Below are 21,730 nucleotides of genomic sequence, written 5' to 3'. Positions count from 1 at the left end.
TTGTGAAGAGGTCTGACCTATAAAAATTGAAAAAGAAAAACCATCCGAAATTTCGTCGGACGGTCAGACTGTTTGTGTTTGCGATTGTTCCAACGCTTCCCGAGCATGACGCTCTTGGCAGACACGGCAGACGCCATGGAATGTCAGGCGGTGATCCTTGATTTTAAAGTGGAATCGGGACACGATTTCTTTCTCTACTTCTTCCAGCATATCGTCTAAAATCTCTTCGACGGATCCACATTCGATACAGACGAGATGGTGATGCGAATGACTCGCACCTTCTTGTCGTAAATCAAATCGGGATACGCCATCTCCGAAGTTGACTTTATCAACGACTTCAAGCTCCGTCAATAATTCAAGCGTCCGGTAAACCGTCGCAAGTCCGATGTCGGAGTTCTTTTCTTTTACAAGGAGAAAGACATTTTCGGCACTGAGGTGATCCGACTCATGTTCGAGCAGGACACGCACAGTCGCTTCACGTTGGGGAGTCAGCTTATATCCTTTACCGCTTAGCTGTTTTTTGATGCGTTCTACACGACTTTCCATCATAACGCCCCCTTTGTTCGAACTGATGCTATTATCATAGCTGATAATCAGTCTTTTTTCAAATTAAAATGATTATCAACTGAAAATCATTTAAATGAGAATCATTTTAAAGTACGGATCTGCCAATGCTGGATCGCCATGATCGTCTTCGCATCAACGATCGTTCCATTTGCAACGAGTTCGAGCGCCTCTTCGAGCTTCAATGTCTTATTCTCAAGGAACTCATCCTCATCGAGTTGACGATCACCGGCAGTCAGACCAATCGCTTCATAAATATGTACACGCTCACTACAGAAACCAGGCGCACCGTAAAAATCAAAGACATGTCGTAACTCTTTCGCGACATATCCTGTTTCTTCCTTTAATTCGCGTCCGGCACAATCGAGTGGATCTTCACCTTTCTCGAGCTTGCCTGCTGGGATCTCGATCGATAGACTTTCGAATGCTTTTCGGTACTGTTCCACGACGATCAAGTCACCTTGTTCGTCAAAAGCAATGATCGCGACGGCACCATTATGATAGACCAGTTCACGGACGGACGTATTGCCGTTCGGTAACGTGACGACGTGTTTCTCGACATCAAAGACTTTTCCTTCATAAATCACTTCACGTTCAATCGTTTTTTCTTCCATCATGTATGCCCCATTTCTATTCTAGTTTCGTTCACTGTCATGATTAGTATGCCGTTTCCGACGTATTGCCGCAAGACTTCGAAACCGTCTTTTTCATCAGATATGATACACTAGAATGCAGAAGTTCCAAACTTACAGTTCATACAAGAAAAGAGGGAATTGAACATGTCATTAGGATTAGGTACGATGACGATCTTAAAGCGCGGCCAGGAAGAAGCAACGGCAATCCTGCGGACGGCACTTGATGCTGGAATCACGCACTTCGATACAGCGGACGTCTATGCGAACGGAGCGGTCGAATCCATCATCGGTCAAACCTTCTCACAAGAGGATCGAAGTCGTTTATTCCTTGCCTCAAAAGGTGGGAATCGGATGAACGCGACCGGAACCGGTTGGACATGGGATCCGAGTTATGACTATTTGAAACAAGCCTGTCTTGAAAGTTTGAATCGTCTTGAAACCCCTTATCTCGACCTGTATTACGTCCACGGCGGCACGATTGATGATGATATCGATGCATCAATCCGCGCAATGGAAGATTTAAAAGCAGAGGGGAAAATCAAGGAATATGGTCTGTCGTCACTGCGGCCGAATGTCATCGAATATTGGCTCGAGCATAGTAATTTCTCTTACTTGATGACGCCTTATTCGTTGCTCGATCGTCGCATCGAAGAGTTGTTACCACGCTTAAAAGAGAAAAACATCCAAGTCGTCGCTCGTGGTCCACTAGCAAAAGGCCTCTTGACACATGAGAGTGCTTCACGCCTGCAGTCGGTTGATCGGTTCGAACAATTCGATAAGGAAACGCTTGAGGCAAGTCTACAAAAACTTCAAGATTTCCCGCTTCCGGCGCTTGCATTGCAAGCCATCGATCAACAGGTCGACATCGTCCTTCCTGGTGCATCGAGCGTGTCACAACTTCAGTCAAACGTCCAAGCGATGAAAGAGTCGATCTCGCAATCTCAGATCGATCAGGCGCTTGCTTCACTACCGGTTCATCACTACACAGAACACCGGTGAGGTTTAATAGTTCATCTCTCCGGGAATCTCCTTCTTTGTAACGTTCATACAGAGGAGGAGTTTTATTATGGCACGTATTTTAATCGTATCAACAAGCGCAGACGACATGAATGGTCACAAAACAGGATTATGGTTCGAAGAATTCGCAGCACCTTACAACCTGTTCAAGGATGCAGGACATGACGTGACAGTCACGTCGATCAAAGGTGGCGACGTCCCGATCGATAAAGCATCGATCGTCAAAGAAATCTTGCCGAAATTCCAAGATGCACGCCGTGCGTTGCACGACACGAAAGCACTTTCTGAGGTGGATCCAGCATCATTTGATGCAGTCTACTTCCCAGGTGGTCACGGTGCAGTCGTTGACTTCCCGAATAACCCACAAGTGGCGGGTGCCATTGAAGCCGTTATCAAAAAAGATGGCGTCGTCGCATCAGTTTGTCACGGTCCTGCTGCCTTTGCGCACGTCATGATCGATGGCAAACCATTCGTATCAGGTCGTCAAATCAACGGCTTTACGGATGAAGAGGAAAAATCAACAGGTCTCGAAGATAAAGTACCATTCTTGCTCGAGACGACACTTCGCGGTGAAGGAGCTACTTTCCTGACATCGGATGCAGGTAAAGAATTCGCCGTCATCGACGGCAATGTCGTCACAGGACAAAACCCGGCTTCAAGTGAAGCAGTCGCAAAACTAGTCCTCGCGAAACTCGCGACACAAGCTTAATAGATAGTATTCATACAAAATGGAGCACACGACATCATGTCGCATGCTCCATTTTTTCATACGTTATAGACGGTGAAGTGAATCCAATCGTTCGAGATCAGCTTCTGTCTCACGTGTTTTTTGTTCGAGTCGCTTTAACTCGTCCTCGAGTTTTTGTTGTTGAGCTTGCAATGCAGATCGTTCTTCCTCTGTATAGGAACGTGATACTTCTTTTTCTTTGAGATACCACCACTTTTTGACCTTTTGAGGTGGCGGTCCGAGTTCAATCTGTTGCTCATGTTGTTGAACTTCCTCCATTTGTTCCGCATGCGCCAATTGAAGCTGCTCTAATTCCGCCTCATAGGCAGTTTGTCTAGCTTCAAGAATCGGTGTCAGGTACGCGAGAATATGCGCAGTAAAGTCTCGCTCGACGACTCGTCGTAATACATCTCGACGAAGGGAGGCTTCCGAATTGCCTATGGCATTCTCCCACACGCTCGGATCCGCTTGTTCTAGAATCTCTTCTTCTTCCGCTTCTCCGAGCCAACGTAGTTTCAGTAACAACGGTTCAAGTAGTGCTTCTTCTACATACGCCGTGAATTGCGAATACGACGTTGCTTCTCGTGTCAACGGTTCCTGATGTAAGCGAAATAAGGCTTCCGCTTCTTCTTCAATCCAGTCTTCGTAATCATTAAAATACATCGTTTAGCTCCTTACTTCATATCATCAAAAACAACACTGGCTCGAATCCGCCACTTCCATGACAGTCGAGCCAGTGTTGTTAGACGTTTGCTTCGTTTTTTTTGATTTCCGCGATTGCCCAATCACACCAATCCAAGTAATTCAACATCATACGCAAGCCGTACTCACTCGTCAAGGTCTCGCCTAGTGTTGCACCGTTCTCGAGATGATCGTGACGCCAACTATGCATCATCTCAACAGCAAATTGGTGATGGCGTTTTGATTCCTCTAAATAGGCGATAGCTTCTCCTGGCGGCAGCAGATGTAAGAGCGAAACTCGCATCAAGTTTTCATCCTTCATCTTTGGTTTGAACTCGTTTGGTGTCCGTAGCCATTCGACAAGCTCCGTCCGCCCTTTATCGGTGATGGAATAGACTTTTTTGTCCGGCAGATCTTCTTGAACGATATGGACACTCGTCACGAGTTCTGCTTCTTCCATCTTTAACAACTCTCGGTATATTTGTGTATGATGTGCGGTCCAGAAGTGGATCATCTGTTTTTTAAAAGTCGCGCTTAAATCATAACCGGTCGCTTCCCCTTGGGTCAGCAGCCCGAGTAGTGCAAATCGTAATGCCACTGGCTGCACCTTCTTTCCTTCTTTTGTATATATACTTAATTATCTCAAATATATCTTAATTTCGCTACTCTTGCGTCGAACGAATGTACGATTAAAAAAAGACCTGCGAGCGAATCACATTCGATCGTAGGTCTTCATGCGTTATTGCTTTTCGATTGTTTCTATTTACGTAATTGCTCGATTCCTTGTCGTACATGTCTCCAGTAAGAAGAAGGATGCGGAACGAATTGACGACGATCGAACCATTCGCCTGTCGTGTCCTGAATGCGCTCGATGGACTCGTCAGCGATTCGTTCAAACTGCTCGATTGGAAAAGCAATCAATCGCTTCACTTCTGTTTCCTGGAGGACGTATGCGTCTATCGCTTGATCACTTTGAGCAAGAAAGACATGGCATCGCTCACAGTCCCAAAGCGACGCATCCCGAAACTCCTCTTCCTGGATGCCAAGCGGTATCAATTGATCCAATGTACACGTCAAACCAATCTCTTCCTCGAGTTCCCGGACACCATCCTCGATTGTCTCATTCGCAAGCAAATGACCGGCTGCCGTGATATCGATCATTCCTGGAAAGTCCTTCTTTTGTTCAGACCGTTGCTGGAGCAACACGACGTCCCGCTTTGGATCATAAACGAAACAATGAAACGTTTCGTGCCACAAGCCGTTTGCGTGGACTTCCGAGCGCGGACGAGGTCCGAGCAGGTTGCCCGCTCGATCTACTGTCATGATCATCTCTTGTTCACTCATCGTAACACCTTCGAAGCTTGATGGAATCGCTCTCCGACCGTATAGAGTTCAGCAATCAAAAAGACGATTGCGATCCAAATGATGGCGCTTGGGAACAGAATCATCGCTGTCAGGAATAAAAATCCTTCCGTCCGTTCGACGAGTCCTGGTTGATATTGAAACGACTTGTAGCCGTAATTTTCACTGACCGCTCCGATTGCAAGGAACATCGTCATCCCAATGACGAATGATGCGACGAGCAACAGAATGACGACCTGCGTTTCCGGAAATCGGAGTGCAAGACCAATCAATACTGACAGCTCGACGATTCGGTCGAGAACAAGGTCAAGAATCGTGCCGATCGGAGTCGTCTTCTCTTTTCGTGCCATCGTTCCGTCGATGACATCGAGCATGCCCGAGATCCATAACAAGACAATCGCTGTTCCCATCATGTCGTTATAGACGAAAAAGCCCGTTGCACCACCGATGATACCGGAAATAATCGTCACCTGCGTTGCCGATAATCCGATTTTCTTAAATAAGGTCGCCCCTTGATCAAATAGGGGTTGAACGATTTTACGCGCACGCGTATCTAACATATCACCCCTCCTTTCTAACGATATACCCTTCTTTCACCTGAATCGTCTCGTCTGAAGAGAGCACGAGACGTTCTCCGGACGCCCGTTCTACTTCGTAGAAACGTACACCGTATTGAATGAGTTCTTTTGTAATCGTAACACGTTCATCCGTTTCCTTCGTCGGTCTTGAGACCAAGTTGACTGCCGTCAACGGATGCCATGTTTCTTCAATCTGAATGCCTTCGCCAAAAAACGGACTTGTCTGGCTAAGCGTAATCGGTGTACCATGATCGACGATTCGCCCCTGTTCTAAGACATATACCACATCCGCCATCGCCATTGCCTCTTCCCGGTCGTGTGTGACAAGGAGTGTCGTGACACCTTGTTCCTCGGTCAACTTCCGAATCAATGTCCGAAGTTCCCGTCGTCTCGGTACATCTAGACTCGAGAACGGTTCATCGAGCAACAAGAAGTCCGGTTGACTTGCTAGCGCACGAGCTAAGCTTGCCCGCTGTTGTTCACCCCCTGAGAGTTCGTGGACGGCACTTTTTTCTCTTCCCTCGAGTCCCACGCGATGTAACCAGGATTTGAGCTCGATTGGTGTTAATTGTTTTGCACCGAGACGGATGTTCTGTTCGACGTTCAAATGTGGGAACAATAGAGACCGTTGAAACATCATCGTCACACCACGTTGATTCGGCGAAAGAACAGTGACATCTCGATCCCCGAATTGAATCACTCCACTCGTCACACGTTCAAGACCCGCAATCAGCCGGAGTAGCGTCGTCTTCCCACTACCGCTCGGTCCAACTAATGCCACACATTGTCCAGACGCGATCTTTAAATCGATATCAGATAATACACGCTTCGTTCCAAATCGTTTATTGACTTGTTGTATCGTGACTTCCATTTAAACGCCTCCGTACGATTCGTATCCAACTAGAAAAAATAACGGCTTGCAACGCATAAAAGAGAACGGGCAACCCGATCAACCACAGTGTCGCGAGACGCGCCGCCCCTTGAGAATTACCGGAATACGCCGGGAACACCTCCAGTGCGATCATGCGGACGATCCCACCACCGATTAACGCCACCAGTGCATACTGACTGATCGTGATCACCGTGACGAGCAACGTCACGGATTGTAGCGTCGATCGAAGCATAGGACCCGTCAAATAGAACCAACGTTTGAATCGATTCCCCTCGATCAAAACCATCTGTTCGAGCATCCGTTCCCCGAGCGCTTGAAATCCGTTCGTGTACAAGCGAACTGTATATGGCAAGGTCGGCAGAAGTAACACGAGCAGGACACCGAAAAACCGATCTGCTAGACCAAGACGAATCCATGTCAAATAAAGACCAAAGGACAGCAACAAGACAGGAACAAACAACGGTAAACTGATCAAGAACTCCGCTATACGAACACGTTTCCCCGCTTGAAAGGCAATCGCTTTTCCTGCCATGTATCCGAAGAGATGATTCAACAACACGACGGCACAGATCATCGCGACCGTCGTACCAAGCGTCGCTTCAAGACGCGGATTCCAATTCCACTTCCCCGGAATCAATCCGATCAAGGGGACAATGAATAGGAGCACGACGAATACAGTAGTACTAATTTTTTTCATTCGCTCCGCCCCCTACTAATCTTCGCTGCCAGTGGGCGTGTCAAACCAGTCATGAGCAACAAGAGGAAGAAAAGTCCTCCCGTCAAAACGACACTCATCGCAAAAGCGAGTGGTTGCTCTGATAAATCGCCTTGTGTATATAAATCGAACGCATAGACTCCGAGTAATTTCGGATAGGTCACACCAAGTAATGCAGGGATTTCATATGCGAACAGGATGAAGGCAAGTAAGATAAAAGCTGCTTCTAGCATCGGTACAAGTAAAAATACACCTCGCGCATGCCAAAAACGGCGCACCGGTGACAAACCGAGCATCGTACCGAGCTCTTGATAACGTGGATCAAGACGCCGAACCACCGGTAAGAGATAAAAAAAGACGAACGGAATTTCTTTATACAGATACGTCAGGATGACACTAAAATAATTCCCTTCGTGCGGTCCAATGACAGGCACATCACTGAGATAGAGGATGGCGAGATACGCCGCTCCTAGATGAGGAATGAATAACGGAATCGCAAGTAACGCGGCTAGTCGTGTTCTGCTCAAGAGCCGAGCGAGCACTACACCAATGATCAGCGCGAGCACCGTACTGACAATCGCCACGTAACTACTGACGGCTAGACTTTCTAAAAAGACATCATCCGTCAGTAGCTCGCGGTAATCAGCAGGTGAAGTCATCGAGACACTTACCCATAACCCATATAAGACCATGCCTGCCATCAAGATGGCGGCGGGATATGCGTTACCGCGCCACACGAGACGGCCATTCCTTACGGATCATCTCAAAGATGGACGGGTCGAGTTCCGTCCGGACCTTTCCTTCAAAGACACTCGGTTTCGGTGTTGACGGTGCAGCCGGTACATCAGCGAACTGTTTTTGTTCTGCCGTATCAAGTGTCGATAAATCAAGACTTGAACCGTCTCCCCAGTAAGTTGCATCATATTTTTTCAACTGCGCCTCTGGTGACAACAAGGTGTTGATCGCAACGAGTGCACCTTTCGGGTTCGGTGCATTGAACGGTACAGAAAGGAAATGTGTCGACGCGATTGAGCCTTCCTTCAAGACGATTGGACGTGTTTGTTTCGGGAACGTACCTGACTTCACTTCTTGTTCTGCCCGTCGTTCGTTGAAGCCCATCGTAAAGTCGACGTCTCCTTTTGCGTATAACTGATCAAGTTGCGCAAGCGTTTTTGGATACGTCTTCCCTTTTTTCCAAAGATATGGCTTGATTTCGTTCAAGTAAGCCCATGTCTTCTTAAAATCTGCTTTTGGATCCTTTAACGTTTCATTCGATTCGACACCATACATGACATGGCGGACGAAGGCATTCCCCGTAAAGTCCGTCACTTCCGGATAAGTGAAGCGCCCTGGATTCTCCTTGAGCCAAGACTTCAACGCTTTCAAGTCGGTCGGTGGCGACTTCACATCGGCTGCGTCATAGTGCAACGTGTATTGGACTTTCCCCCACGCGGCTTCCAAACCTTCTGTTTTTGTGCCGCTATCTGAACTTTGCGCGGCAGCATCGACATACTTCATGTTCGGGAGGACTTTCGTGATTTCGCCATACAGTAAATCATCTTTTTTAGCATTTAAAAAATTATCGCCATTGATCCAGACGACATCGATGACACCTTTTTCCTTACCTGCCTGCTTCTCAGCACGCAGTTTTTGAATAATATCCGCCGTCTCGATTGGAACCCGTTCTAAGGTGATGTTGTGTTCCTTCTTCAAACGCGGTGCTACGTACTCATCGATGTAGGCATTGATGCCGTCATCGCCGCCCCACATGTACATCCGAACCGTTGATTTTTCCGCTTCTTTTTCAATCGTCTGATAAGAAGTCCCTAAGACATTTTTCGGTTCCGGTGTTGCATCCGGTGTCCCACATCCTGCAAGCAGGGTACTTAAGGCAAGAAAGCTGATTACTTTTGTTTTCATTCGTTGTTCTCCTCCGTCATCACTTTTTGTCGAAACCTGATTTTCCTAACCACTCAATCAGCTGCGGCATAACGCCGTATCCTTTTGCCGAAAGCTCCATCCACCATGGTGCATTGACTTCTCGCTTGCGGCGCCGCATCGCCCGAACGACGGTCTGTGCAAGTTGTTCTTTTGATAAGACGATCGAAGCGACGTTTTTTTCATACTTTCGGCTAATGTCCGCTCTTACGAAAAATTCCGTCGCGATTGGTCCGGGATTAACCGTCATGACATGGATACCTTTTGGACGTAATTCCAGACGCAATGCATTCGAAAACTGTAACATTGCCGCTTTCGTCATGCAGTAGATCGTTGACTTCGGTGTCGGCAACTTGCCCGCCTGACTTGCAACATTGACGATCATGCCATTTTTTTTGAGTAATGGCAGACATGCTTTCGTTAAGCGAACGGGACTTAAGACATTGATTCGGTGCATCGACTCGATCGTTTCAATCGAGGTATCGTCTAGGAAGCTGAATTCCCCGAAACCTGCGTTATTAATCAAAATATCGATCCGTCCATAACGATTTGCGAGTGTATTCGCAAGAATTTCAGGCGCCTCTTCCAAATCGTAGATCAGGTAGTCTGCCTGCAGTTCAGACGCTAATATTTGTAATCGTTCCTCGCGTCGTGCGACTAAAATCAAGTTCGCACCTTCTTTGTGTAAAGTACGGGCTAGCGCTTCCCCAAGACCACTCGAAGCTCCTGTGATGACGATTGTCCGGTTCATGAGTTGCATTAAACTTCCTCCATTTTCGAATAGTAGAGGATACCTGATCGTTTCTCAACCGTGATCGCACCACGTGCGACGAGCGTATCAAGGCGTGCCTTCATTTCACTCATGACGAGTGGGAAGGATTTTTTTAATCGGTTACCATACGTCACTTGTGCTAATTCGAATAACGTGTGCTCTCCAGAAAAATACTTGAGTAGTTGATCGCCGCGCGCCTTTCGTTGCATCAACCGTTCTTCGACGAGTGCCGCAACATCCCGAATCGGAGCACCATGACCGGTATAGGCGATTCGGATTTGTTCACCTTGTAGTTTTTCTAAGGAGTCGAGGTACGCAAGGACAGGTCGTTTGACGAGCGCATCATCTCCTGGTTGCGGTTGTTCGAGCAACGGGTTCGGTTCGACCCGGTCGAGCAAATGATCGGCTGCGAACAACACACCATCGTCACTTAAAATTCCGATTTGGTCACTTGCATGCCCCGGTAGTTCGATGACACGGTATCGCCCAGACGGCGTAATTGCGTCGCCTTCTTTTAATGTGAAATCAAGTTGACCTTTACCAAGCCATTTCAAGGCAGATTGATAGCTTGGTAACATTTCTTGAATAGCTGACGGAACACCAAACGATGTCGCCAATCGCTGCAAGAACGCATCTCCATTGTTTAAGAACGTCTCATCTTGCTCCAAATACGGGCGTAACCGCGCATGTCCGTAAACCGGAATCCCTTTTTCTGAAAAGCGATGCGCCATCCCAGCGTGATCCGCATGGTGATGTGTCACGATGACACGATCGAGATCCTCGACTTGAAGATCATGTCGTGCCAAAATTTGTTGCATCGCTTGCCACGCTTCAAGTGTATCGGGGCCACAATCAATGAGGATGTTCTCCCCTTCTGTTCGTAATACGTAGCAGTTCACGTCTCCTACCGGAAATGGTGTCGGAATCGGAATCGAAATGATTTCGTCTGATACAGTCATGCCTACACGCCTCTTTTCTCTCGTCCATTTTCTTTCATTATAGAGAGAATGAAGCTATAGCGCCAAACTTTGTGCGTCAACGGATGACATTTGTTGTTTAGCATACGTTAGCGCTTCAAAAACGGATGCACAAAAAACCGACCTTTCCGCAGATTGAAAGGTCGGTTAACAACTTATTTTAAGTTAAGAACTGTTAATTTATCACGCGTCATCGAAGCGAGGCTTCGTCCGACACCTTGTACGCCGAGACCCGATGATTTCACACCGATGAATGGGAAGTGGTCAGGACCACGTTCCGTCCGGCCATTGATTTGAACAGAACCAGTTTCAAGCGCATCTGCTACCGCAAACGCTGCATCGATATTCTCTGTGAAGACACTTGCTTGAAGACCATACTCTGATTCGTTCGAGTACGCGATCATCTCGTCAACCGAGTTAACACGGATGATTGGGAGAACTGGTCCGAACGGCTCTTCCCAAGCAACGCGCATGTCGCGTGTCACATTGTCAAGAAGCGTTGGTTCAATCAAGTTTGCCGTACGTCCACCACCATTGACGAGCGTTGCACCTTTGTCAGTTGCATCCGTGATCAAGCCTTCGACGAAATCCGCTGATTTCGTATCGATGAGTGGTACGACGACACTGTCTTGTTCAGGTGAACCGACTGTCAATTTCGCGATTCGCGTTTTAAGTTCTTCAATGAGTGCATCCGCTTGGTGATCAAGAACGAAGACGCGTTTGATTGCTGTACAACGTTGACCTGAGTAAGAGAACGCACCACTGATGATATGGTCTGCCGCAAGTGACAGGTTTGCATCTTCAAGGACGAGTGCTGGGTCTTTTCCGCCAAGTTCGAGGACGAGTGGAATCATTGCCGATTGACGAGACAAATGTTGCCCTGTTCCTGTACCACCAGTGAATGTAATCATGTTGATTCCTGGGTGAGCTGTCAAGTAATCACCGATGACCGATCCACGACCTGTGACGATGTTGACGAGTCCAGCTGGAAGACCTGCTGCGACGAGTGCCTCGACCATCAAGATACCGCTGATCGAACCTTGTGTTGCTGGTTTGAAGACAACAGCGTTCCCTGTCATGAGTGCAGGTGCAAGTTTTGCTGCTGCCAAGTTGACTGGGTAGTTGAATGGTGAAATCGCAAGCACGACGCCGAGCGGTGCTTTTTTGATAACTGCGATTTTTTTCGCGCTACCGCCAGGGAACGAATCCCCTTGCATCATCTGACCGTCAAAACGAAGACCTTCTTCCGCTGTGTAGCGAATGATTTCAGCTGTCCGTTTGACTTCTTTGACGCCATCCGCACGTCCTTTACCGACTTCGCGCATGATGACTTCACCGATTTCGTCGGCACGTTTCTCGAGTTCCGTTGCCCACGCATGAAGCAATTCAGCCCGTTTGTTTGCCGGTTGCTTTGCCCATTCTGCTTGTGCCGTTTTCGCTGAAGCGATGGCACGATCGACTTCTGGTTTCGTCATCGCTTGAACACGACCGACAAGATCCTCTTTATATGGTGAAGAGATTTCAATCGTCTCTTTTGATTCACTTTCATGCCATTGTCCATCTAGTAAAAATGTGTAGGTTGTTGCTGTAGTCATTCCACTCTACCTCCATTTATTTTTATCTCTCTCATTTCAGTGTGTGGCTGCATAGCTTATTGTAATCAATTGGTCAGACAAATGCCAAACTTTTTGCTTAACATATTATGAAAGCGATTACAACACTTTTTTTGTCAATTCAGAACTAGAATTTTTAGCGTAGCATGCCGATAACTAGTCAGAAGTGAAGTGAAGGTAATGGAAAGGGGCACAATCATATGTACAATCAGCACGATATTTTATTAGAAGCCGGCACGAACGAACTCGAGATCGTCATCTTCCATTGCGGTCCGTATACGTTCGGAATCAACGTCATGAAAGTCCGGGAAATCATCGTTCCGCTCCCGATGACACCACTCCCGGGTACACCGGATGCTGTCAAAGGATTGATCGAGCTCCGCGGTGAGGTCATGACAGTGATCGATTTGCCGACGGTCATCGGCGTCCCCCATGACGAAGCAACCGAGGATCGACTAATCATCTGTGAATTTAACGGAGAAAAGAGTGTCCTGCGCGTGGACTCTGTAACAGAAATCCGTCGCATCTCGTGGGAGCAAATTGATACACCAAACGAACTTGCTCGTGGAATCGAAGGATTGACGAACGGTGTCGTCAAAACGGGTGACAAGATGATCATCTTGCTCGATTACGAAAAAATCGCACTCGAGCTCTCACGCAAGGATATCTTCGCCCGCGAAGAAGGACGTCGCGTCCAGTCCCGTGACCGGTCCGACAAAGTCATCTGGATCGCCGAAGACTCGGAAATGCTCCGGACGTTGATCATCGAAACACTCGAGGAAGCCGGCTATCATGGACTAAAATGGTTCATCAATGGAAAAGAAGCATTCGATGCTTTCGAACAAGGAAGTAACTGTGATCTCCTAATCACCGATATCGAGATGCCGAAGATGGATGGACTACACTTGACGAAACGACTCCGTGAAGATGATCGTTATGCGGAATTGCCAATCATCGTCTTCTCTTCCTTGATTTCCGACGATTTACGCCATAAAGGTGAGTCGGTTGGTGTCAATGCACAAATCACGAAACCGGAAATCGGTCGTTTGATCGAAACGGTCGATTCATACGTCTTATAAGAAAAAAAGCCGACAGCATGTCGGCTTTTTTGATCTATTCGATTGCTCAACGCAGCGCGTCAAGATTTTTTCCAGTAAAGACATCGAGCCAGACGACACGGAATTCCACCATGCATTGCTCAATCCGATCGACGATTTCTTGTGTTCCGGTCATTGAACCAGATTCTGCTTCTTTTTCAAGCAGTTCGAAATCATCAGCTAAATCATCAGCGGCAACGGAATAGGAAGCACCTTTTAGCAAGTGAGCGAGCTTTTCAGTTTGCTCAGCATCTTGCTTGGCGACGGCATCTTTTAGTTCAGGAAACTTTCGATCGAACTGCGCGATATACGTTTCTCCGATTTTTTGAAGGAACGCATGGTCTCCACCTGCGATCGATTGAAGTTCTTCGAGCTTCTTAGCATTAAAAAAAGGCATGTCTTCCCCTCCTCTGTTTTCATCTTATCACTAATCTTCACAAAAAAAAATCGGAGAATCATTTACACGCCGTCGTATCTATTTCTATAATGAGACAGTGAAGAGCAGGAGGGATAGACAATATGTTGACGATTTATCGAAGCGATGTCACCGGGGCAGTCAACGAGATACAGGAGTTCACGAAAGGTTCCTGGATCCATCTTGTCAATCCGACAAAGGACGAAGCCGACCAAGTCATCGCTGCTACGAAAATTCCAGAGGATTTCATTTATGACCCTTTGGACGTGGAAGAAAAACCACGTTTTGAAAAAGATGAAGAAGGCCTGCTGATGATCGTCGACGTTCCCTACATCGAAGAAGAATCATCAGGACGCCGTTATAATACGATTCCACTCGGTATCATCGTGACATCCCGTCATTTCATCACCGTTTGTTCGCAACAACTCGATGTGCTGACCTTATTCTCGAGTGGTAAATTGCGTGGCTTCCGGACGAATTATCGATCGCGATTCGTATTCCAGATTCTCTACAAAGTCAGTTCCTCGTATTTACGTTTCTTGCGTCAAATCGACCGTCGCATGGACGAACTTGAGGAAGAGTTACAACGTTCGATGCGAAATCAAGAAATCTTCCAATTGATGAACCTTCAGAAATCATTGGTCTATTTCATGACTTCCTTAAAATCAAACGATGGTGTACTCGACCGAATCATCAAGACACCGAGTCTTGAGAAACATGAAGACGATGAAGATTTACTTGAAGACGTCTTCGTCGAACACCGACAAGCGATGGAAATGGCTCAAATCTATAAGGATATTATCAGTTCGACGATGGATACATTCGGTTCCGTCATCTCGAACAATGTCAACTTCGTCATGAAGTTCCTTGCCTCGATTACGATCGTCATCTCGATCCCGACGATGATTTCCGGGATGTTCGGGATGAACGTCCACGTACCCTGGGAAGGAGAAGTCATCGGTTTCTGGATCGTCTTCGGTATGATGATTTTCTTCTCTGGTCTTGCTGCGTTCATTTTATGGCGGAGAAGGTTCTTCTAGTTCAAGTAAGTTCAGAGCTTGTATGGCTCAAAAAAGACTCCGCGACGGTGTTTCCGTCGCGGAGTCTTTTCGTTTAAATACTAGTTGATCTCGACCGTCACAAGACAAAGATCGTCCGCTTCATCGCTCTGATCCGGTTGAATCAACTGATGAATGTTCGGTCCTTGTTGTTCAATCAGGTTCTGGATCGCGTGGATCCCTTCATCAATGCCTTTACTGTAGAGTTCCATGAACCCATCCGTATACAAGTACACACATCCGGGTGAGACAATGTCAATCGACTTACTCGAATACGTCGAGTCTTCGAACATACCGACAGGAAGTCCCGTATTCTCAAGCGGAATGATTTGATCATTCATGCGTAACAAACCAGGTGGGTGCCCTGCGTTCGCATAGCTGAGCTTCATCTCATCTAGGTCGATGTAGAGGTAAACGGCAGTGAAATAGATTTCTGTCTCGTCTCCCGGGAACAAACGACTCATCTGCTGATTCAATTCTTCAAGTACTTGTGCTGGATCACCAATCCGGTGCACGAGTTCGAACAAAATCGAACTCATTCCCATCGTGATCAGCGCAGAAGAGACACCGTGTCCCATGACGTCAAACAGGATGATGCCGTATTTATTTTGAGAGATGCGGTACCAGGCGTACATATCTCCTGCTAATTTCTTAGAAGGGATATACGTCGCCATGATGCGGATCTCATCGTCTTCGATATTCGCACTGAGCACACTCTGTTGCAGTTTTTGCGCCAAATCAAAGTCTTCCTGTAATACTTTTTCATATCGTTTTCGCGCATCGATTGCTTGCTTCAGACCAATCGCGTTACGAACTCGCGCGAGCAATTCCGTTTTACGGATCGGTTTCGTCGTATAATCCGATGCTCCTGCATTCAGTCCATCAACGATGTCTTCTTCGTTGGATCGTCCCGAAACGATCAGGATCGGCAGTTCATCGAGACCAAACCGTTTTCGAATCAAACGTGTTGCCTCAATTCCGCTGATCCCTGGCATTTCGACGTCGAGGAGAACAACGTCCAACTGTTCGATGAATAACGGATCTTCCATCAATTCAATGGCTTCTTCCCCGCTCATCGCTTTGACGACGTCATAGCCTTCATTTTCTAACAAGCGCTCTAAGAGCATTAAATTGGTTAACTCATCATCTACGACCAAAATACTCATCCGCCGTCACCTCGTTCCGTTTAACATATTTATCTGAAATTAGTTTAGCACACAACCTACAATTTCGTTTAGACGGAAGCTGCATTTTCCGTCATACTAGAAAGTGAACGAAAGGAGGAGTGGACTATGTGGTTATATGTCGTCTCCATTCTCATCATCGTATTCGTCTTGGTCGCCTCGATCATCGTCATTTCGAAAGGATATGGCTACAAAGGCAACAAAGATGATATCGAAATCGATTATGATGAAATCAACCGAAAACTTCGTCACGAAAATGATGATGATTCATCCAACAAATGAACCTCTTAGACCATCATATCACGATGGTCTTTTTTAGTTCATTTCAAATACATGTTTTTTTTAGATGTTTTTGATTCGGTCACAAGGGTATATCCATATCATGGTTAAATATTATCTCAAGGGAGTGTTCATCATGGAACCGAAGCTTCAACATGATCCACACGCAACACACGCAGAACATCCGAATCGTCAATTTGATCAGGAAGAATCATCAGGTCGTCAAGTCAACCTCGTCACAGGGATGTTGCTCGGTGCCCTTGTCGGCGGTCTATTGACGCTACTTAGTTCTTCGTCCCGTCAGAACACGAAACAAAGCTTACGTGGTGCGAAGGATTCTGTTTCGACGCTCGCGTCTTCTATTAAGGAAGATCCGTCAGGCAAAGCGTCACAAGTCATCAATCAAGTGAAGAGTGCTTCAAGCATCATTCAAGAAGTGGCGTCTGACGTTCAAAATGTCTATGACAAAGTGAACACAGAACTAGAAACGGTCAAATCAGATGCTTCGACAGTAAAAGACACCGTCAATGAGACAAAAGGCGACTTAAATGCCATCAGCAGTAAAGTCGTCGAAGCGAAAGATGTCGCACTCGGCAAAGAAGAACCACCAGCTGAGCATGATGCTTCCGACAAACCAGCAAACAACTCTCAACAATCTGAGGAAAAACATAAAGGCGAAGGTATCTAATCCGATATACTTCTTAAGTTACCCCGACGCGTCAAATACGTCGGGGTTTTTTAACGTAGAAATTGAACGAGAATCGCCACACGTTCGCGCATACCGAATCGAAGAACTCCTGAAAGAGGTGTCGCAGCCGGAATTGCGTCCGTCTGTAAACCAAGTTGTTGTGCTTCTTTTCGAGCTCGATACAAATGGAAATCCGACGTGACGATCGAAACTTGATTAACATCATTTGGCAACAACGCTTTTGAAAATTGTAGATTTTCTGTCGTCGATGTCGAGTTGGATTCAAGGATCAATCGCTCTTCATTAATACCAGACGCTACCATTCCACGTCGCATTGCTTCTGCTTCCGAGATATCCTCATCCGGACCTTGTCCACCACTTAAGATGAAGCGGACATTCGGATGTTGTTTCCCATATGTCGCAGCCGCCTGAATTCGGTTATGTAGGATTTGCGACGGTTTTTCTCCTTTGACACCCGCTCCGAGAACGATGACATACGGTGACGTCCCATCAGCGAGGGGGCGCTCCCCTTTGTTGACGAAAATACCGACACTGTACCAGAAGGCGACACAAGCGACGAGCCCCCCACCAACCATCCATTTGATGTTTCGTTTGTTAAACGTGCGTTTGATCATACCGTACGACCTCTCTACTAAAAAATGGCTTACGGTAGGCAATACGAATGGTTTTCTAAAAAGTTTCAGCACAACAGGTTTGGACTTAATGAAAAGAGGCTGACTCGAAAAAGAATGACGCGTCTTTTCACGCCCTTTCCTCAGGCGAGACACAAGCCAGCTTTCCTGCTTCATTCAAGCAGGAAAGCTGGCTTGTTTGTCTCTGACAGCGCAAAGATGCGCTTTTTCCTGTAGGAGTTGCGTGAAACGCGTCATTCTTTTTGTTATAAGACAGGGGTGGCAGATCATCATTCTGCCACCCCTGTCTTTGTAGAGACTAACTGTTGAGTCAGCCCCTCTCCTATTTATTGACTCGTCATCAATTTCCCCAAATTGATGTTACGTATTCCGGATGATCAATGAATGGATTCCGGTTTTTTTGCCACTTTTCGAAGATGACATCGTTACGACGCATCTCGAAGCTATCGACTGGGTCAAGCTTGTTCCATGCTTTCAGCGTCGACAATTTGCCGTGTAACGGGTTCGTACCATTATTGACGTTTTCTGAGGCTTCGAGATCGATTTCTCCGCCACCTTCATAACGAACCGCCATGTAGAAGATCATCCGCGCGATGTCACCTTTGACACGGTTCGGTGGTTCCCACGAATCACCATCGCGGTAGCAATCGCATCCACTGTACTTCGTACCGCCATTATCGAAGTCAAGATTGCCCCGTGCACTATTGACGACGACATCTTCCGGACGCAAGTGATGCAAGTCTGTTCCAGGACCGTTCGTCGTACCAAAGTCACCGTGCGACTTTGCCCAGACGTGCTCCCGGTTCCACTGACCGACATTCCCACCATTACTGCTCTTTGAAATCGATTTCCCCGTGTATAACTCGATGACGTTATTCGCATTGTTTGGATCTTGATCCGTTTCTTTCAGTGCTGTCCATACCGTGTCGTATGACACTTGTGTATGATTATCGATGATATCGTGCAGCGATGCCTTCAACGCTGCCCCTGTCTTCCCCGCTGCTGGTAAATAGTACGCATCGATCGTCGATTGTGATGTGACCATTTGCGGACCTGCTGAAACTTGTTTTGGATCAACTGTTTTTGCTGTGACCGGTGTAAAGACGATTGACCCGAGTGCAAGTGTTGCGGCAAGCGCACCTGTGACCTTTGACTTCCAGTTCATGTGTGTTCCCCCTTGATTGGTATGTATGAGAGCTGGTGTTACACGCTCATTTTCACACCGAATCCATTCCTGGTGGAAGATGGACGATAGACCTGCTTTTTTAAAGGTGATTCGTCATTCAGAATATCCATCGAAAGGCAACGGTTAGATGGTCCTGATTTTTTTCATTTATGACGTCAATCCCATCAAAATAGTTCTTCAGGAGAAATATTCTAGGGTCAAAAGTCACGAACAAAAGAGACTGACAAATAAGAATCCGGGACGATATTCCTCCTGTCTGAAGCTTCCCTATAATAAATAATGCAAGCGCTTTCACAAATCATAAGGAGGTCTTTACGTGAAACAAAAAAGATGGATTTTAGCAACCGTCGCATCCGCTGCTTTTTTAGCGCCACTTGCGCAACCGATTGCAGTCGGCGCAACGGCAGACAACGGAACGATGATGCAGTATTTCGAATGGTATGTGCCAAATGACGGTAACCACTGGAACCGTCTCGGGAGTGACGCAACAAAGCTCGATCAGCTCGGAATCACATCGGTTTGGATTCCGCCTGCCTACAAAGGGACTTCGCAAAATGATGTCGGGTACGGCGCCTACGATTTGTACGATTTAGGTGAGTTCAACCAAAAAGGAACGGTCCGTACGAAATACGGCACAAAGGCGCAATTAAAAACGGCGATCGGACAATTGCATACCGCCGGAATCGATGTCTATGGCGATGTCGTCATGAACCATAAAGGTGGCGCCGATTTCACGGAAGCCGTCACGGCAGTCGAAGTCAATCCGGGTAACCGTAATCAGGAAGTCTCTGGCGATTATCAAATCCAGGCATGGACGGGCTTCAATTTTGCAGCGCGAAATAACCTCTACTCGAACTTCAAGTGGAAATGGTACCACTTCGACGGCACGGACTGGGATCAATCGCGTTCTAAGAGTGCCATCTATAAGTTCCGCGGTACCGGAAAAGCGTGGGATACAGATGTTTCAGGTGAAAACGGCAACTATGATTACTTGATGTATGCCGATCTCGACTTTGATCATCCAGAAGTCCAACAAGAAATGAAGAACTGGGGCAAGTGGTACGTCAACGAACTGGGTCTTGATGGATTCCGTCTCGATGCCGTCAAGCATATCAAACATGGTTACTTAGCAGACTGGCTTGCGAACGTTCGTCAAACGACGGGCAAACCATTGTTCACAGTCGCAGAGTATTGGCAGAACGATCTCGGCACGTTGCAAAACTACTTAAGCCGGACGAATTATCAACAATCCGTCTTTGATGCGCCGCTTCATTATAAATTCGAGCAAGCAAGTAAAGGCGGCGGGTACTACGACATGCGAACAATCTTTGACGGTACTCTCGTTAAGAGTAATCCAGTTCAAGCTGTCACACTCGTTGAAAACCATGATTCACAACCCGGGCAATCACTTGAATCAACGGTTCAGTCATGGTTCAAACCACTTGCTTACGCGATGATCCTGACACGGGAACAAGGATATCCGTCGGTCTTCTATGGTGACTACTATGGCACAAAAGGCACGTCGAATCGCGAGATTCCAGCACTTGCTTCGAAGATTGATCCATTGCTCAAAGCACGGAAAGACTTCGCGTTTGGGAAACAAAACGATTACCTCGATAACCAAGACGTCATCGGTTGGACACGTGAAGGTGTCTCGGACCGTGCGAAATCTGGTCTTGCGACGATCCTGTCGGACGGTCCTGGCGGTAGCAAATGGATGTATGTCGGTCTTCAGAACAAAGGAGAAGTCTGGACAGACATCACTGGAAACAACACGGCATCAGTTACGATCAACCAAGATGGCTACGGTCAATTCTTCGTCAACGGTGGTTCGGTCTCCGTCTATCGTCAACAATAAGCATTCAAAAAGGGCTCTTCCGTATGACGGGAGAGACCTTTCTTCTTCATTCAGCTAAACCGACACTCGATTTGATATGATCTTCTGTTTCAATCGCTTGTAAGAGGAAATGCGCCACATCTGCGCGATTAATCTGTTTCGCATCTTCCGGTACACCTGTATCCGCTTGACGATAAAGTCCTGTTAACGGACCGTTCAGTAAACGGAGTGGTCGGGCTACCGTATAGTTCAAATCTGCTTGTTGCAAAAGCGCGATCGCTTGGCGGTGATCCTTCAGTGGATTTTTCAGAATCCGCTGAGCGAGCATCCCTTGTACACCCGGTAATTCATCATCAACACCGGCAGACGCGACATAACCGATCCGGTCTACCCCCTGTTTTTTCATCGCTGTCACGATCCGGACGAGACTCCGTTCTAAAAAGCCGCTGTATGCAAGACTCTCTGTGCCAAGAGCCGTCAGGACAGCCTCTTGCCCGGAAACAGCAGCCGTCACCGCTTCTTGATCGAGCACGTCACCCTTAACGACGTGTAACCGTTCATCACGTAGTGTCAGCTTTTCCGGACTGCGGACGAACGCCGTGACCTCATGCCCGTGATCAATCGCTTGCTTGACCAGTTCTTGCCCCGTTTGACCCGTCGCTCCAAAAATAATCAATTTCATACAAAACACCCTTTCTCTTTCAAGAACCACTGATTCCATCATACCCTCACCACTTGAAAATGAATCGTCTCACATCGTCTTTATTTTCAGAAAATTGTTTTTATTTGTTAAGCGTGTATGCTAAAATCTTCCTAAGTACATATGGATATTTTTTCCTTAAATACAGGAAGGAGGATCGCT

Annotated in this window: 25 protein-coding genes; 7 read left to right on the top strand and 18 right to left on the bottom strand. The window is 47.0% G+C overall.

From position 1 onward, the window contains the following. Positions 1-63: 63 nt before the first annotated feature. Together fur and ACZGCQ_RS01750 are read right to left on the bottom strand one after the other, a co-directional pair. The gene (gene fur, locus ACZGCQ_RS01755) at positions 64-546 is read right to left on the bottom strand and encodes a ferric iron uptake transcriptional regulator (RefSeq protein ID WP_023467675.1); all 483 of its coding nucleotides are present in this window, start codon (positions 544-546) and stop codon (positions 64-66) included. Between the two features lie 101 nt (positions 547-647). Beyond that, positions 648-1,178 carry an NUDIX domain-containing protein gene (locus tag ACZGCQ_RS01750; protein ID WP_023467674.1) on the bottom strand — a complete coding sequence of 177 codons (531 nt, stop codon included), beginning with the start codon at positions 1,176-1,178 and terminating at the stop codon, positions 648-650. A gap of 165 nt (positions 1,179-1,343) precedes the next feature. Here ACZGCQ_RS01750 and ACZGCQ_RS01745 point away from each other — a divergent pair, with 165 nt between their 5' ends. Together ACZGCQ_RS01745 and ACZGCQ_RS01740 are read left to right on the top strand one after the other, a co-directional pair. Next, positions 1,344-2,198: an aldo/keto reductase gene (locus ACZGCQ_RS01745; protein ID WP_481265193.1), complete on the top strand. Its 855-nt coding sequence runs from the start codon at positions 1,344-1,346 to the stop codon at positions 2,196-2,198. A 67-nt stretch (positions 2,199-2,265) separates the two neighbouring features. Then, positions 2,266-2,925: a type 1 glutamine amidotransferase domain-containing protein gene (locus tag ACZGCQ_RS01740; protein ID WP_023467672.1), complete on the top strand. Its 660-nt coding sequence runs from the start codon at positions 2,266-2,268 to the stop codon at positions 2,923-2,925. Between the two features lie 63 nt (positions 2,926-2,988). On the opposite strand, the gene ACZGCQ_RS01735 is transcribed toward ACZGCQ_RS01740, so the two are convergent. From ACZGCQ_RS01735 to ACZGCQ_RS01685, 11 genes are all read right to left on the bottom strand, one after another. Then, complete coding sequence (locus ACZGCQ_RS01735; protein ID WP_481265192.1) at positions 2,989-3,606, bottom strand: hypothetical protein; 618 nt, start codon at positions 3,604-3,606, stop codon at positions 2,989-2,991. Positions 3,607-3,685: 79 nt separating this feature from the next. Beyond that, a complete protein-coding gene (locus ACZGCQ_RS01730) occupies positions 3,686-4,222 on the bottom strand; it encodes a PadR family transcriptional regulator (protein WP_029341175.1) in 537 nt (178 codons plus the stop codon). A 161-nt stretch (positions 4,223-4,383) separates the two neighbouring features. Further along, on the bottom strand, positions 4,384-4,968 hold the full coding sequence (locus ACZGCQ_RS01725) for an NUDIX hydrolase (RefSeq protein ID WP_029341174.1): 585 nt from the start codon (positions 4,966-4,968) through the stop codon (positions 4,384-4,386). Beyond that, positions 4,965-5,546 carry a CDP-alcohol phosphatidyltransferase family protein gene (locus tag ACZGCQ_RS01720; RefSeq protein WP_023467668.1) on the bottom strand — a complete coding sequence of 194 codons (582 nt, stop codon included), beginning with the start codon at positions 5,544-5,546 and terminating at the stop codon, positions 4,965-4,967. Before ACZGCQ_RS01720 ends, ACZGCQ_RS01725 begins: the two co-directional genes overlap by 4 nt. A gap of 1 nt (position 5,547) precedes the next feature. After that, positions 5,548-6,435: an ABC transporter ATP-binding protein gene (locus tag ACZGCQ_RS01715; protein ID WP_029341173.1), complete on the bottom strand. Its 888-nt coding sequence runs from the start codon at positions 6,433-6,435 to the stop codon at positions 5,548-5,550. Then, a complete protein-coding gene (locus ACZGCQ_RS01710; protein ID WP_029341172.1) occupies positions 6,407-7,153 on the bottom strand; it encodes an ABC transporter permease subunit in 747 nt (248 codons plus the stop codon). The genes ACZGCQ_RS01715 and ACZGCQ_RS01710 overlap by 29 nt, the downstream gene beginning before the upstream one ends. After that, positions 7,150-7,908, bottom strand: coding sequence for an ABC transporter permease (locus ACZGCQ_RS01705; RefSeq protein ID WP_481265191.1), 759 nt, complete (start codon positions 7,906-7,908; stop codon positions 7,150-7,152). Before ACZGCQ_RS01705 ends, ACZGCQ_RS01710 begins: the two co-directional genes overlap by 4 nt. Further along, entirely contained in the window at positions 7,895-9,091 is a 1,197-nt protein-coding gene (locus ACZGCQ_RS01700) for an ABC transporter substrate-binding protein (protein WP_481265190.1), read from the bottom strand. The genes ACZGCQ_RS01705 and ACZGCQ_RS01700 overlap by 14 nt, the downstream gene beginning before the upstream one ends. A 19-nt stretch (positions 9,092-9,110) precedes the next feature. Beyond that, complete coding sequence (locus tag ACZGCQ_RS01695; protein WP_481265189.1) at positions 9,111-9,869, bottom strand: SDR family NAD(P)-dependent oxidoreductase; 759 nt, start codon at positions 9,867-9,869, stop codon at positions 9,111-9,113. Further along, the gene (locus ACZGCQ_RS01690; protein WP_481265188.1) at positions 9,869-10,840 is read right to left on the bottom strand and encodes an MBL fold metallo-hydrolase; all 972 of its coding nucleotides are present in this window, start codon (positions 10,838-10,840) and stop codon (positions 9,869-9,871) included. The genes ACZGCQ_RS01695 and ACZGCQ_RS01690 overlap by 1 nt, the downstream gene beginning before the upstream one ends. A gap of 173 nt (positions 10,841-11,013) precedes the next feature. Continuing rightward, on the bottom strand, positions 11,014-12,453 hold the full coding sequence (locus tag ACZGCQ_RS01685) for an NADP-dependent glyceraldehyde-3-phosphate dehydrogenase (RefSeq protein WP_481265187.1): 1,440 nt from the start codon (positions 12,451-12,453) through the stop codon (positions 11,014-11,016). Between the two features lie 218 nt (positions 12,454-12,671). On the opposite strand from ACZGCQ_RS01685, the gene ACZGCQ_RS01680 reads away from it, so the two are divergent. Then, positions 12,672-13,550, top strand: a complete 879-nt coding sequence (locus ACZGCQ_RS01680; protein ID WP_432237215.1) for a chemotaxis protein CheV — start codon at positions 12,672-12,674, stop codon at positions 13,548-13,550. Between the two features lie 46 nt (positions 13,551-13,596). On the opposite strand, the gene ACZGCQ_RS01675 is transcribed toward ACZGCQ_RS01680, so the two are convergent. After that, on the bottom strand, positions 13,597-13,965 hold the full coding sequence (locus ACZGCQ_RS01675) for an Hpt domain-containing protein (RefSeq protein WP_023467659.1): 369 nt from the start codon (positions 13,963-13,965) through the stop codon (positions 13,597-13,599). Positions 13,966-14,087: 122 nt separating this feature from the next. On the opposite strand from ACZGCQ_RS01675, the gene ACZGCQ_RS01670 reads away from it, so the two are divergent. Beyond that, a complete protein-coding gene (locus ACZGCQ_RS01670) occupies positions 14,088-15,023 on the top strand; it encodes a magnesium transporter CorA family protein (RefSeq protein ID WP_029341164.1) in 936 nt (311 codons plus the stop codon). 80 nt (positions 15,024-15,103) lie between these two features. On the opposite strand, the gene ACZGCQ_RS01665 is transcribed toward ACZGCQ_RS01670, so the two are convergent. Then, a complete protein-coding gene (locus tag ACZGCQ_RS01665) occupies positions 15,104-16,207 on the bottom strand; it encodes a PP2C family protein-serine/threonine phosphatase (protein WP_481265186.1) in 1,104 nt (367 codons plus the stop codon). Positions 16,208-16,333: 126 nt separating this feature from the next. Between ACZGCQ_RS01665 and ytzI the strand changes: the two genes are divergently transcribed. Next, positions 16,334-16,507: a YtzI protein gene (ytzI, locus tag ACZGCQ_RS01660; protein ID WP_023467656.1), complete on the top strand. Its 174-nt coding sequence runs from the start codon at positions 16,334-16,336 to the stop codon at positions 16,505-16,507. A gap of 133 nt (positions 16,508-16,640) precedes the next feature. Continuing rightward, positions 16,641-17,192, top strand: coding sequence for a hypothetical protein (locus ACZGCQ_RS01655; RefSeq protein ID WP_481265185.1), 552 nt, complete (start codon positions 16,641-16,643; stop codon positions 17,190-17,192). Between the two features lie 50 nt (positions 17,193-17,242). Here ACZGCQ_RS01655 and ACZGCQ_RS01650 read toward each other — a convergent pair whose 3' ends face one another. Beyond that, complete coding sequence (locus ACZGCQ_RS01650; RefSeq protein WP_481265184.1) at positions 17,243-17,827, bottom strand: YdcF family protein; 585 nt, start codon at positions 17,825-17,827, stop codon at positions 17,243-17,245. 358 nt (positions 17,828-18,185) lie between these two features. Then, positions 18,186-19,010: an endonuclease I family protein gene (locus ACZGCQ_RS01645; protein WP_050678504.1), complete on the bottom strand. Its 825-nt coding sequence runs from the start codon at positions 19,008-19,010 to the stop codon at positions 18,186-18,188. A 337-nt stretch (positions 19,011-19,347) separates the two neighbouring features. On the opposite strand from ACZGCQ_RS01645, the gene amyS reads away from it, so the two are divergent. Beyond that, positions 19,348-20,889 (top strand): alpha-amylase, encoded by a 1,542-nt coding sequence (amyS, locus tag ACZGCQ_RS01640; RefSeq protein ID WP_481265183.1) that lies wholly within the window; start codon positions 19,348-19,350, stop codon positions 20,887-20,889. Between the two features lie 46 nt (positions 20,890-20,935). Here the strand turns inward: amyS and ACZGCQ_RS01635 are convergent, their stop codons facing one another. Beyond that, positions 20,936-21,550, bottom strand: a complete 615-nt coding sequence (locus tag ACZGCQ_RS01635) for an NAD(P)-dependent oxidoreductase (protein WP_481265182.1) — start codon at positions 21,548-21,550, stop codon at positions 20,936-20,938. Between the last annotated feature and the right edge of the window lie 180 nt (positions 21,551-21,730).

This window comes from Exiguobacterium sp. HSB13, assembly GCF_056764755.1.
Note: the sequence above shows the minus strand (reverse complement) of the source record. Positions and strands in the feature narration are given on the sequence as shown.